The sequence below is a fragment of the Alteromonas sp. RW2A1 genome (assembly GCF_001886475.1).
GTDB lineage: Bacteria > Pseudomonadota > Gammaproteobacteria > Enterobacterales > Alteromonadaceae > Alteromonas > Alteromonas hispanica.
The window spans coordinates 3,290,331-3,303,995 of sequence record NZ_CP018031.1 but is presented as its reverse complement, the minus strand read 5'-3'; the positions used below and the strand labels follow the sequence as shown (position 1 = coordinate 3,303,995).

Sequence of the window (13,665 nt, the reverse complement as noted above, 5' to 3'; positions counted from 1 at the left end):
CACTGGTATTAGAACAGAAATTGTAGCCTGTAAAAACGCGCCTATAAAAAACAAAAAAGGCTTAAGCGCGATATGCGTTTAAGCCCTTTTTATGGTTTCATGAGCTAAGCAGACTAAACGCCCATAAAGTCCATAATACCTTCAGCGGCTTTACGGCCTTCATCGATGGCAGTTACTACCAAATCACTTCCTCTTACCATGTCGCCACCAGCAAAGATTTTAGGATTAGAAGTTTGGTAAGCAAACTTGCCGGCACTAGGCGCGCGAACGCGACCTTTTTCGTCAAGCATGATTCCAAAATCACCAAACCATGGTGCAGGACTTGGTTGGAAGCCAAAAGCGATTATAACAGCGTCAGCTTCAAGAATATGCTCTGAGCCCTCCACCTCAATAGGGCGACGACGACCGTTTGAATCTGGTGGACCCATTTCAGTTTTAACCAACTTAACGCCTACGGCATTGCCGTTGTCATCAACAGCAATATCTAGTGGTTGAAGGTTAAACTTAAATTCGACACCTTCTTCTTTCGCATTTACTACTTCGCGACGCGAACCAGGCATGCTTTCTTCATCACGACGGTAAGCACAAGTCACGCTTTTGGCGCCTTGGCGAATAGACGTGCGCAAGCAGTCCATGGTGGTATCACCACCGCCAAGTACCACTACGCGTTTGCCTTTCATATCGATAAAGTCAGCGGGGTCTTTTTCTAGGCCCATTACACGGTTGGTGTTGGCAATCAAAAACGGCAGCGCTTCGTGAACACCGTGCACGTGTTCATTGTCAAAACCACCCTGCATCGACTTGTAGGTTCCCATGCCTAAAAATACTGCATCGTATTTGTCTAGAACTTCTTGGAACTCTATGTCTTTACCAATTTCAGTATTAAGTACGAACTCAACACCCATGTCAGTAAAGATTTGGCGACGCAGTTTAATCACGTCTTTTTCGAGCTTGAACGATGGAATACCAAAGGTCAGTAACCCGCCAATTTCTTCATATTTGTCGTAAACCACCGGCTTAACGCCGTTTCTTACTAAAATATCTGCGCAAGCCAATCCTGCTGGTCCCGCGCCCACAATAGCGACTTTCTTGTCTGTCCAAACAACATCTGACATATCTGGGCGCCAGCCCATCTCGAAGGCTTTGTCAGTAATATACTTCTCTATACTACCAATAGTAACCGCACCAAAGTCGTCGTTGAGGGTACATGCACCCTCACAGAGTCTGTCTTGAGGACATACGCGACCGCACACTTCCGGCAAGCTATTTGTTTTATGTGAAAGCTCTGCGGCTTCTATAATTCTGCCTTCGTTCGCTAAGTCTAGCCATTGCGGAATGTAGTTGTGCACTGGGCATTTCCATTCGCAGTATGGGTTACCGCAGTCCAGGCAGCGATCTGCCTGGCCTTCGGTTTGCGACTGACTCAGCGGCTGATAAATTTCAGCGAACTCTTCTTTACGCACCATGATCGGCTTTTTAGGCGGATCGATACGTTCAACGTCGACAAATTGATATACGTTCTTTGCCATTAACTAAATCCTCCTATTGAGCCTGAATGCGCAGTTCTGCGCTTGAACGACTGATGTGACCAAGTAAGTTTTTCACATCACTGGTTTTAGGCTTAATAAGCTTGAAGCGTGATAGTGTTGCATTGAAGTCAGTAAGCAATGACAACGAGTGTTCGCTGCCTGTTTCTTCATAATGCTGATTAATCAGGCCACGTAAATGCTCGGCAAGAATTGCCTTGTCGTCAATTGACATAATATCAACGAGATCAGCATTAACGCGGTTTTCAAGGTCGTCGCCATCATCCATTAAGTAAGCAAAACCACCTGTCATACCGGCACCGAAGTTAACGCCCACGGGGCCAAGCACTGCAACAATACCGCCGGTCATGTATTCACAACCGTTGTCACCAATGCCTTCAACAACCGCAATAGCGCCAGAGTTACGAACGCCGAAACGTTCACCTGCACGGCCGGCAGCAAATAACTTACCGCCAGTTGCGCCATATAGGCAGGTGTTACCCATAATTGCGCTGTCGTGTGCGTCGAATTCGATGTTTCTTGGCGGGTGGATAACCAGCTTACCGCCAGTCATACCTTTACCCACATAATCGTTTGCATCACCTTCTAAATGCATGTGTAAGCCACCTGCATTCCACACACCGAAGCTTTGCCCGGCTGTACCGGTAAGTTCAACCTTAATCGGGGTATCTTCGAAGTCGTGATTACCGTGATGTTTTGCAATTTCACCTGAAAGCAATGCACCTACCGAGCGGTCTGTGTTGCGAATGGGGTACTTAAGCGTAATCGACTCGCTATTTGCTACTGCACGATGTCCATCAGTGAGCATTTGTGCATTTAGCTCACCTTTGTCCATTGGCGCGTTGGTCGTCTGCGAACAGAACAAACGCGTATGCTCACCGGCTACAGGCTGCGCAAGTAGCGGAGATAAATCTAAACGATTTTGTTTCGCGGTAATACCATCAAGCACTTTCAGTAGCTCAGTTCGACCAACCAAATCATCGAATTTGCTCACACCAATAGACGCCATAATTTCGCGTACTTCTTGGGCAATAAACTTGAAGTAGTTCATTACCATTTCTGGAAGCCCGATAAAGTGGTCGTCACGAAGCTTTTGATCTTGAGTTGCAACACCGGTCGCACAGTTGTTTAGGTGACAAATTCTTAGGTATTTACAGCCTAATGCCACCATAGGTCCAGTACCGAAACCAAAGCTTTCAGCTCCTAGTATACCGGCTTTAACTACGTCTAAACCTGTCTTCAAACCACCATCGGTTTGAACGCGAACTTTATGACGCAATCCGTTTTCGATAAGCGCTTGCTGAGTTTCAGAAAGACCAAGTTCGAATGGGCTACCTGCGTATTTAACCGAGGTTAGTGGGCTGGCCCCAGTTCCGCCGTCATATCCTGAAATGGTAATAAGATCGGCATATGCTTTTGCAACACCAGTTGCAATTGTGCCTACGCCAGGCTCCGATACCAATTTCACAGAAATAAGTGCAGTTGGGTTAACCTGCTTCAAATCAAAGATAAGCTGGGCTAAATCTTCAATAGAATAAATATCGTGGTGCGGTGGTGGTGAAATAAGCGTTACACCTGGCACAGAGAAACGAAGCTGTGCAATGTACTTATTCACCTTATCACCAGGTAGCTGACCACCTTCTCCGGGTTTCGCGCCCTGGGCCACTTTAATCTGAATGACGTTAGCATTTACCAGATAATGCGGTGTTACACCAAAACGGCCTGAAGCCACTTGCTTAATTTTTGAGTTCTTCTCGGTACCGAAGCGAGATGGATGTTCGCCACCCTCACCAGAGTTCGATTGCCCACCTAAGCGGTTCATTGCAATGGCTAAGGCTTCGTGAGCCTCTGGGCTTAGTGCGCCAATTGACATTGCTGCAGTATCAAAGCGCGGGAAAAGATTCTCCGGCCCTTCTACATCGCTTATATCAATAGGATCGCATTCAGGATTTAGCGCGAGCAGGTCGCGGATATGCGACGGCGCACGCTCGTTCACTAGCTTGGCATATTCTTGATAGTCGGTGTATTCACCAGAAACTACCGCTTTTTGCAACGTTTTTACAACGTCAGGGTTGTACGCATGGTACTCGCCGTCGTGTACGTATTTAAGTAAACCGCCGTGTGAAATAGGCTTGCGTTTTAGCCAAGCAATGCGGTTCAAGTTAATGTGATCTTGGTGGAAATCATCAAAACTTGCGCCTTCAATACGCGACGTTACACCTTTAAAGCAAAGCTGCATCACTTCGTTGTTGATACCAATTGCTTCAAACAGTTTGGAGCTGCGGTAGCTAGCTACTGTGCTTATGCCCATTTTGGACATGATTTTGTACAAGCCTTTGTTGATACCTTTACGGTAGTTCAACGTGGCCTGCATAGGCGAAATATCTAGCTCGCCTTTTTCACATAGCTGTTCAATGGTCTCGTATGCAAGGAATGGGTAAACCGCTGTTGCGCCTAAGCCGATGAGCACTGCAAAGTGATGAGGATCACGAGCACTCGCCGTTTCAACTACTACGTTTGCATCGCAGCGTAGAGATTTTTCTACAAGACGCTTTTGAACCGCACCTACGGCCATAGCTGCAGGAATTACCAAACGGTTTTTCTTGATATTTCGATCTGAAAGTATGACAAACGCCGCGCGCTTGTTCTTAACCAGCATTTCCACTTCGTTACAAATTCTCTCAACAGCCTTTTTCAAGCCTTCTTGAGGAGCGTACTGAAGTTCAATGACCTCAGAATAATAGTATTCTGGGTTAAACTCTCGAAGCTGTTTAAGATCGGTATACATCAATATAGGCGAGTCGAACAACACGCGATCGGCGTAACCCGAGGTTTCGCTAAATACGTTTTGCTCGCGGCCTATACAAGTTGCCAGCGACATCACGTGATTTTCACGCAGCGGATCGATAGGCGGATTTGTTACCTGTGCAAATTGCTGACGGAAGTAATCGTAGATGGTGCGTTGACGAGACGACATAACCGCCATCGGCGTATCATCACCCATGGAGCCAACGGCTTCTTGACCGTCTTTTGCCAACACTTTCACGACTTGCTGAATTTCTTCGTAGCTGTATGCGTGAAGCTTGTGATATACGGCCATGGCATCGTCGTCAAACACTCGTTTGCCGATAAGAGATGCATCTAGCTCTTCAATTGGCGTAAGACGACGAATGTGCTTTTCTAGCCATTCTTTATAGGGGTGTCTTGCCTTAAGCTCTTCATCTATTTCAGTTGAGCGCCAAATTTTGCCGGTATACGTATCTACCGCAAGCATTTCACCTGGCCCAACTCGGCCTTTTTCGATTACATCTGACTGCTCGTAATCCCAAATACCTACTTCTGAAGCAAGGGTAATAAAACCATTTTTGGTAATAACGTAGCGCGCTGGACGAAGGCCGTTTCTATCCAAGTTGCATGCAACGTGACGGCCGTTGGTTAACACGATTCCCGCAGGGCCATCCCACGGTTCCATGTGCATAGAGTTGAACTCGTAAAATGCACGTAGATCGTCGTCCATTGTTTTGTTGTTTTGATACGCCGGCGGCACTAATAAACGCATGGCGCGGAATAAATCCATACCGCCTGCGAGGAATAGCTCAAGCATATTGTCTAAAGACGACGAATCTGAGCCTTCAGTGTTAACAAAAGGTGCTGCGTCTTTTAAATCTGGAATAAGCGGCGTTGAAAACTTCGCTGCTCGAGCCATAGCCCAATCGCGGTTCCCTTTAATAGTATTAATTTCACCATTGTGAGCAAGAAAACGGAATGGTTGAGCAAGAGGCCAACGAGGCAAGGTATTTGTAGAGAAACGCTGGTGAAAAACACAAATGGCGCTTTTCATGCGTTCGTCAGCTAGATCAAGATAGAAGGTTGGTAAGTCTTTCGGCATTACCAAGCCTTTATAAATAGTTACAAGCCCAGATAAACAGGCAACGTAAAAGTCTGGATCGTTTTCAAGGCGCTTTTCAGCACGACGTCTAATCATATAAAGACGACGTTCTAGATCGCGTTTTCTCCATCCCGCAGGGGCATTAACGAAAACCTGTTCTATTTGTGGTACTCCGGTAAGGGCAAGTTCGCCAAGCACAGAAGTGTCAACTGGCACTTCTCGCCAACCCACCACAGACAGGGTTTCTTTTTCTAATTCTTCATTGAGTACTTCACGCGCGGCTTGCGCTAGTACAGGGTCCTGATTCAAAAAAACCATACCAACGCCATACTTCTTACTCAGCTTCCAGCCGTTCTCAGAGGCGATGGAATGGAAGAAGGCGTCTGGCTTTTGTAGCAATAAACCACAGCCGTCACCGGTTTTACCGTCGGCAGCGATACCGCCTCTATGTTGCATTCGGTCTAAACCGTGAATTGCAGTGGTCACCAATTCATGACTGGCTTCCCCGTGAGTGTGGGCTATTAGGCCGAACCCACAGTTATCCCGGGAATCGTTGGGATTGTATAAACTCATCTATTAACTCCTTCAACCTTTAGACTGGGCAAGGTATGCGTTGCGTGCAGATGCGCCTAGGTTTGCGTATCGAAACATAATTAGACATCTTTTCGTGCTCAAGCAATTATTCTGATGAATAACGCCGGCACATGCGTCTTTCTTGTCGTTAATTATTATTAGAGGGTTCCAGCCGTTCCGCATTTTTATGCATTGATGCGATGCGGGCCGTACAAAATACCCACATTGAAAACTAAAATCAAACCTAAAAAAAGCTATGGAACTAGTGAATTAGTATAATGATAAAAAATAATAGCCTTATCAATGCTATACATGCACTAATTTAGATTTGTAACAATAATGTTATAAAGTGATTTTGGGTAAATGAAAATTTCAAATAAATGATAATACTTCTCATTCATTAATTTTATTTGAATAATTATTCAGTAAATTCTTTGTTTTATCTAGTCAAGCGCCTGTTTTTTGTATTTTTATTTACTTGTAAATAAACCGTTCCACTTATAATAAGTAATTTGCTATATTGAGTAAAATTTAATCAATTACGCGTAATCGTGTGAATATAGAGTAGTTAGAATTCACTGCAGTCAAACTCGCTAGCAAGCAGAGTAATAAACGTTGTGACCATGCTATATTCGACGATATCAGAGACAATAAAACTTCATAATCATAGGTTATCAGGTGATAACATTTCTCACGTCACCACATTGAATACGTCAGGTGAATTTAAAGAGTTGCCCGATACTCTTGTTATTCACTTCACCGGCGGTGGTAGCTTGGCATCTTCTGTTAAGCATATGCAGAACAAAGACAGTAAGGTGTCAGCCCATATTGTAGTGGGGCAAAATGGTGACATCGTGCAACTCTTACCGTTTAATGCCATAGCATGGCATGCAGGTAAAAGTAGCTTCGACGGGCGCCAGCAGTTAAATAATTACTCTATTGGCATTGAGTTAGACAATGCGGGTCAGCTTGAAGCCAGCGGCCACGGTGAATATTCAAGTTGGTTTGGTAAAAAGTATCAGCCCGGCGAGGTATTTGTTCATACAAACGCCAATTCATCAGCGCCGCTTCAAACTTTTTGGCATAGATACAACGAACGACAGCTGCTCCGTACTTTTGAATTATGCAAAGTACTGTGTAATCACTATCATATTAGGTATGTTGTAGGTCATCAGGAAATAGCACCAAGAAGAAAGGTTGATCCTGGCCCTGCGTTTCCCTTAAATAAGCTTCGCAGTTATTTGATTAACCAAGCGATAAGTGCTCAAGCTCTTGATGTAGCCATAGACGAGTCTGAAACCTAAAAGAAGAAGCCTTTGTCTAAATTATCATCGCCAAAGATGACTGCACGAGTCTATGGCACTTTTTGATGCATTCCAGAAAACGATAAAGCCTGATAGGATAGAGAAAATGGTTACAGACTAGACGTACATGCATTCAGACTCCCCTAATGATTCTTGGGCTATTCGATTTGCCCAATTTGTGCAGCGCTTCGGCACCTTAAAACTCAGTATTTTATTTGTTGTATTTTCCCTGGTATTTACCTTGGGTGGCTCATATGTCATTCGTGTAAGCCTGGGAAGTCAGGTACAGCCCGATGATTTTATCAGTGCAGTGGTGCTTACTATGCTCTCGGCACCCTGGGTATTGTATTTTTTTAGTGAGCTTATAAAGCAGCTTGAAAACTCACGCACAAATTTGAAAGAAGTGGTTAGCCAACTTGAAAGTCTTCGTGAGGAAGATGTGTTTTTAAATCGTGAGCTTCAGAGCAACATACGCCAGTTAAATCACGAAATTGAGCAGCGCAAAATTGCCCAAGAAGAGCGCGAAGGGCTCTTTAAAGACTTGGAACAAGAGATAAAAAACAAATCTGAACAAGAAGCTCAGGCGCGCAGATTATCGACTTTACTGCGTTCTATTATCGATGCATCGCCAGATTTAATATACTACCGCAATGAAGAAGGGCAGTTTGCAGGCTGTAACCGTATTGCCGAGTTAATGACAGGTAAGACTGAGCAAGAGCTGCTTGGGCTAACCCCAGAAGATGTCTACGAAGAAGAGTTAGCACGACAAATTGTTGCTAGTGATAACGAAGTACTTGAGACAAATGCCAGTATTACCGAAGAATTGTGGCTTAAATTTGCCGATGGCAGACGTCGTTACTTCGAAATGAAGCGCGTTCCTTTCTTCGACAAAGAAGGTAACAGACTGGGTTTGCTATCGTTTGGTCGAGATATGACCGAGCGCAAACAAGCGGAAAATGCAGCAGCAAAAGCCAACACAGATAAAACTCGCTTTATTGCCACCATCAGTCATGAGCTACGAACGCCGCTTAACGGCATTGTGGGCTTAAGCCGCATGCTTCGCGATACCGAACTCTCGGAAGAACAATTTAGCTGGGTAAGTACTATTTACGCTAGCGCTATAACATTGGGTAACATTTTCAACGATATTATCGACTTAGACAAACTTGGTAGAGACAAACTAGAGCTGAGTTTGAAAACCATATCGTTAAAAGACTTCACCGAAGAGCTCAGCAGTATTATTCGATTACTTGCTGGAGATAAACAGCTCGAGTTGAAAACGACTATAAAAGAGCCATTGCCTCGTTTAGTTGAAATAGACGGCACGCGACTGCGCCAAATATTGTGGAATATCCTTTTCAATGCGGTGAAGTTTACTCAAAAAGGCCATGTAAGCCTGTCGGTTTCTGCCACCAAGCCTGAAAATGACAAAGCCTTTGTTACCTTTATTATTGAAGATACCGGCGTGGGTATTCCTGAAAGTGAAATAGACAAAATTTTTGCCATGTATTATCAGGTTGATCACCCAGATCACCAATCGGCTACCGGTACCGGAATAGGGTTGGCAATCTGTAAGCAGATGGTCGATTTGATGAGCGGTGAAATTAACGTTACCAGTACCGTAGGTAAGGGCACGCGCTTTGAAATTATTCTTCCGGTTCAAATTTCTAATAGCCCGATGAAAGTGGCAGAGCTTGATGTAACAGGCTTAAACATATTACTGGTAGAAGATATTGAGCTGAATGTGATGGTAGCTAAAGCGCTGCTTGAAAAGCTCGGCCAGCGAGTTGACGTGGCCATGACCGGCCAAGAAGCCTTAGATAAAGCCAGAGAAACACAGTACGACCTAATCTTGCTCGATATTCAGCTGCCCGATATGACAGGGTTCGATGTAGCCAGCACGCTGATTGAAGAAGACCTGGTGATGCAAACGCCCATAGTTGCACTAACCGCTAACGTAATTAAAAAGCGTGATGAGTATTTAGAAAACGGTATGGACGACGTTATTGCCAAGCCTATTAAAAAGTCTCGAGTGATTGAGGTATTTAATGATCTATTCCACGCTCCGCCAGCGCCGTTAGAAATAGAGGGGCAGGTTGAGCGCGCGCCCAACAAAACATTAAGTAACATTTTAGATATGGACTTGTTGGAGATGTTAGTAGATACCATAGGGGATGACATGGTTCGGGCGAGTGTAAAAGTTTTCCAAGAGAAAATGCCTGAATACATGGAAATACTGCAGTTGAGTTTAACCGCTGACGAAAAGTCAGAAGTATGTTCTCAAGCCCATAAAATTAAAGGGGCTGCGGGCTCGGTAGGCTTAGCTAGAGTGCAGCGTATTGCTAATCAAATTCAACAGGGCGATCACCCTACGTGGTGGGAAAACGTTCACGACTGGGTTGAAGAGTTGCAGATGGCGGTACAGCACGATATGAAAGGGTTGAATAGCTGGCTAAACGAGCAGAAGTTTGACGACTAGCGCTTTGAGCCTGCATTGCAAAATTCACTCTACAAGGAATAGGTAAATGTTTTCAGCCTCAAACACAGGAGGGTTTTCTAACGAACCCTTATCTCAGGATGACCTTCCGGCGTTAGAGGCTTTACCACTAACTCCCGTTTCAAAAAAATATCGCCTTATAAATTTAGGTGTAAGCGCCACTATTACGCTACTTATACTTAGCGCTATTACTACAGGGCGATACCAAACATTCTTCAGCATACCCGATGAGTTGAAGCGAATATTTCCCTACGCCTTTGCTGTTGTAGCAATTTTAGGGGTGTTGTGGTTTACCTATCATTTCTTTGCCGATAAAAAAATCAAGTTTGCGGTAAGAGAGCAGGATATCAGCAAGCAATCGGGACTGGTCTTTCGTCAGTTATCCTGTCAGCCCATACTTCGTGTGCAGCACGTTGAGCTAAAACGCGGCCCTCTTGCGCGCTGGGCCGGGCTTGCATCGCTTCAGGTGTTCTCAGCTGGTGGCGAGATGCATACGTTTGAAATACCTGGTTTGGAAGTGGATGACGCAAACCGAATAAGGCAGTTCGTACTCGATCATAAAGATGTGAGCGCGCGCTAGTGGACACCAAATCTGTTGAAGAAATAAAAGCTGATGCAGAGGTAAAAGCTGGCGTTGAAGTAGAGACCGGTGATGCTTGGCAGAGGCTCGCTTTAATTGCCATATTGTATTTTTCAGTGCGAAATATAAAAAATTCTGCTCAAGGCCTTATTTACATTATCCCCGCTTTGGCCATTGGTTCTAACATTCTCAGTAATTTAAATTCACCGGAGGCGTACATAACCATAGGTGTATTGGTTAGCACTGCGGTGATAAGTGGTTTAATCAGCTTCTTTATGTATACGTTTCGAATACACAACCAGCATGTAGAAATTCATACTGGCGTGTTTCAGCGTCGCTACACCAATTTACCCTTCTGGCGTATACAAAACGTAAAAATAGAACATCCTTTTTATTATCGTCCCTTTGGTTATGCATTGGTGGTGCTAGATACAGCAGGAAGTGGCAAAGAAGAAGCTAATATTGTCGCTGTACCTTTAGCGTATGCAAATGCATTACGTAAGCAGGTATTGGCAGAAAAAACAAAAGACGATGGCGGTAATCATCACCAAGCTCCTGTAAGCGATAGCGAAATTAATGAAGCAGATAATGCCGGGTCTTATCAAAATAACACCAACGAACATGACGAAGAGGTGCTTAACACCCGTTCGATTGGCGATATTGTTATTCACGGCATTACCAACAATCGAGTATGGATAATACTTGGTGCCGCCGCTCCTTTTTACGACGATGCTATTGGCTTAGTCTCGGAATGGCTGGCCGACAAAGGACTTCAACTCAATCAGTTGGTGGGCGAGCAGACTGTGGCATGGTGGCAGTTCGGGCTTTACGCCTTTGTAATTCTGATGATGCTTATGGCCGCTATGGCACTGCTCAGTGTGGGTGGAGCACTATTTACTTTTTATGGCTATACCTTATCTCGTAGTGACGACCGGTATATTCGCCGCAGCGGGTTGCTTAATAAACAAGAAGTCAGCATGCGAGCCTCCCGTATTCAAATGATCACCGCTAAGCAAGACTGGCTGGATAAAGTACTCAAACGAGTCAACTTGTACTTTGAACAAAACTCCACGGCAGGTCAACAAGTTCAAGAGCTCATGTCGCCAAATAAGCTTATTGTGCCATCGGTTACAGAGCAAGAAGCGGTTGCACTTAGTCAAGAAGTGATGCCGAACTGCCAGCTACATCGAAGCGACTACCTTGGTATCAGTAAGCGATTTATTCTTCATTGGTTACTGACAGCGTGGAGTATCCCAGTCTCAATATTATTGCTCATTGGGACTGTATCTGCGGAGCTCGATATTTTGCTCACGTCTTTAGGATTGTTGATATTGGCAAGCTTGATTCTAACGCTGCGATGGTGGCGTTGGGGGATCGCTTCTGATAGCCAATATGTTTACATAAGACGTGGTCGAATTGGTGTTGATTACCTGTGCTTCGAACCCTACAAAATACAGCAGGTTATTGTTAAGCAGAGCGTGTTTATGCGAAGACGAAAACTGGCTTCAATCAAGTTCGTTTTGGCTTCAGGCTCGGTTACAGTGCCTTTTTTACCAGAGGATTATGTAAAAACACTCGCCAATAATGTGCTATTGGAGGTTGAGTCTACAAGGAAGTCTTGGATGTAACACCGGGCTCTTCCGCTTTTTCACTATGTGAATAAAAAGAACAGCATATGAATTTTTTAGATTATTTTGTGGTTATCGGTTACCTGGGTATTCTGCTTTACATGGGGTTCGCCATGCGCGTTCAAGAGAATAAAGGTGACTATTTTCTTGGCGGAAGGTCATTAGGTTGGAAGCCCCTTGCATTATCTGTCATGGCCACCCAGCTCTCTGCAATCAGTTTTATATCTGCCCCTGCTTTTGTTGGTCTTCGCGACGGTGGCGGGATGATTTGGTTATCTTACGAGCTGGGTATTCCCATCGCGATGATTTTATTATTAGGAACAATCCTTCCTACCCTATACAAATCTGGCGTAGTGAGCATTTATGACTTTCTAGAACAGCGATTTGGACGCTCTACACGCCTTCTAATCAGTATCGTTTTTCAGTTTAGTCGCGCCTTCGCCACCGGTATTATGATTTATGCTGTGTCGATTATTTTGCAAGGCACTATGGGAATAGAGGCATGGCAAGCAGTAGTGCTCACCGGCATTATTACCGTGCTTTATTCGCTACAAGGCGGTATGAAGGCAGTTGTCTACGCCGACGCGATACAAATGGTCATCATTATATTAGGTACTATTGCTTGTATTGCCATTGGGCTACATGCATTAGGCGGCCTAGATGTGCTTGTTGAGCAAGCCCCTAAAGAGCGACTAACCGCAGTCGATTTTTCTTCATTCGGGTTTAGCGGTGATGGTTTTGGCTTTTTGCCCATGCTATTTGGTGGAATTGTGCTGTATGCGTCGTACTATGGATGTGATCAGACCCAAGCTCAGAGAGCTTTGTCTGCGCAAAATGAAGGCGACTTGCGGAAAATGATTGTGGCAAACGGTATTATTCGTTTTCCAATTACGCTGCTTTATTGTTTTTCGGGGCTTATTGTTGGCACGCTAGCCCTCACCAACGCTGAATTCTTTAACAAAATCCCAGCGGACAACCCAGACTGGTTAATGCCAACCTTTATTCTTAATTACTTGCCTCATGGTTTGATTGGCCTGTTAATCGTGGCAATTCTCTCGGCGGCAATGTCATCGCTAAGTTCAGCGATTAACTCCTTATCTGCGGTAACAATAGAAGACTACTGTCGCTTTACCAATAAAGAGTTGGAGCACAAAAGCTATTTAAAAATGGCGAAGGTGATTGGCTTGGTATGGGGCGGTATTACATTAATACTCTCTCTTTTTGCTGGAAATATTGCACCTACTATCATTGAAGCAATCAATAAGGTCGGTTCTGTATTTTACGGACCAATTCTTGCGTTGTTTTTACTCGCAGTCGCAAGCAAGGCGTTAAGCGGAAAACACGTCAATATTGGTTTAATTGCCGGCGTAGGTACCAACATCGTTGTTTGGCTTTTTATTCCCGATGTTTTCTGGTTCTGGTGGAACGTGATCGGCTTTGCAGTAACTTGTTGCGTGGCGTTAATAGCGCGTATTACTTGGCCAAATAATTCACGCGTACCAGAGCTAGAAAAGCTGAATTTTCATTCAATACTCACAGTAAAAGGTGTCAGTATTCTAGTCGGCTTTTTCATTTTCATGCTAACGGTGTGTTTATTACTGCCTTCTCTTTTTGCATAGAGCGCTCAGCATGAAGCTTTGTAGCTCA

Annotated in this window: 7 protein-coding genes; 5 read left to right on the top strand and 2 right to left on the bottom strand. The window is 44.6% G+C overall.

Going from position 1 to position 13,665, the window contains the following annotated elements:
* Positions 1-113 precede the first annotated feature (113 nt).
* Together BM528_RS14650 and gltB are read right to left on the bottom strand one after the other, a co-directional pair.
* Positions 114-1,529 carry an FAD-dependent oxidoreductase gene (locus tag BM528_RS14650; RefSeq protein WP_071980466.1) on the bottom strand — a complete coding sequence of 472 codons (1,416 nt, stop codon included), beginning with the start codon at positions 1,527-1,529 and terminating at the stop codon, positions 114-116.
* A gap of 13 nt (positions 1,530-1,542) precedes the next feature.
* On the bottom strand, positions 1,543-6,009 hold the full coding sequence (gene gltB / locus BM528_RS14645) for a glutamate synthase large subunit (protein WP_071980465.1): 4,467 nt from the start codon (positions 6,007-6,009) through the stop codon (positions 1,543-1,545).
* Between the two features lie 623 nt (positions 6,010-6,632).
* Between gltB and BM528_RS14640 the strand changes: the two genes are divergently transcribed.
* From BM528_RS14640 to BM528_RS14620, 5 genes are all read left to right on the top strand, one after another.
* Positions 6,633-7,313 (top strand): N-acetylmuramoyl-L-alanine amidase, encoded by a 681-nt coding sequence (locus tag BM528_RS14640; RefSeq protein WP_083595302.1) that lies wholly within the window; start codon positions 6,633-6,635, stop codon positions 7,311-7,313.
* A gap of 127 nt (positions 7,314-7,440) precedes the next feature.
* Positions 7,441-9,792, top strand: a complete 2,352-nt coding sequence (arcB, locus tag BM528_RS14635; RefSeq protein ID WP_071980463.1) for an aerobic respiration two-component sensor histidine kinase ArcB — start codon at positions 7,441-7,443, stop codon at positions 9,790-9,792.
* A gap of 46 nt (positions 9,793-9,838) precedes the next feature.
* Positions 9,839-10,390, top strand: coding sequence for a PH domain-containing protein (locus tag BM528_RS14630; RefSeq protein ID WP_071980462.1), 552 nt, complete (start codon positions 9,839-9,841; stop codon positions 10,388-10,390).
* Positions 10,390-12,018, top strand: coding sequence for a PH domain-containing protein (locus BM528_RS14625; protein WP_083595301.1), 1,629 nt, complete (start codon positions 10,390-10,392; stop codon positions 12,016-12,018). The genes BM528_RS14630 and BM528_RS14625 overlap by 1 nt, the downstream gene beginning before the upstream one ends.
* Positions 12,019-12,065: 47 nt before the next feature.
* The gene (locus BM528_RS14620) at positions 12,066-13,637 is read left to right on the top strand and encodes a sodium:solute symporter (RefSeq protein ID WP_071980461.1); all 1,572 of its coding nucleotides are present in this window, start codon (positions 12,066-12,068) and stop codon (positions 13,635-13,637) included.
* Positions 13,638-13,665: the final 28 nt, after the last annotated feature.

Excerpts from the sequence above, each read along its gene's own strand:
- BM528_RS14620 (WP_071980461.1), top strand. The coding sequence starts at position 12,066 with ATGAATTTTTTAGATTATTTTGTGGTTATCGGTTACCTGGGTATTCTG.
- arcB (WP_071980463.1), top strand. The coding sequence starts at position 7,441 with ATGCATTCAGACTCCCCTAATGATTCTTGGGCTATTCGATTTGCCCAA.
- gltB (WP_071980465.1), bottom strand. The coding sequence starts at position 6,009 with ATGAGTTTATACAATCCCAACGATTCCCGGGATAACTGTGGGTTCGGC.
- BM528_RS14650 (WP_071980466.1), bottom strand. The coding sequence starts at position 1,529 with ATGGCAAAGAACGTATATCAATTTGTCGACGTTGAACGTATCGATCCG.
- BM528_RS14640 (WP_083595302.1), top strand. The coding sequence starts at position 6,633 with ATGCTATATTCGACGATATCAGAGACAATAAAACTTCATAATCATAGG.
- BM528_RS14630 (WP_071980462.1), top strand. The coding sequence starts at position 9,839 with ATGTTTTCAGCCTCAAACACAGGAGGGTTTTCTAACGAACCCTTATCT.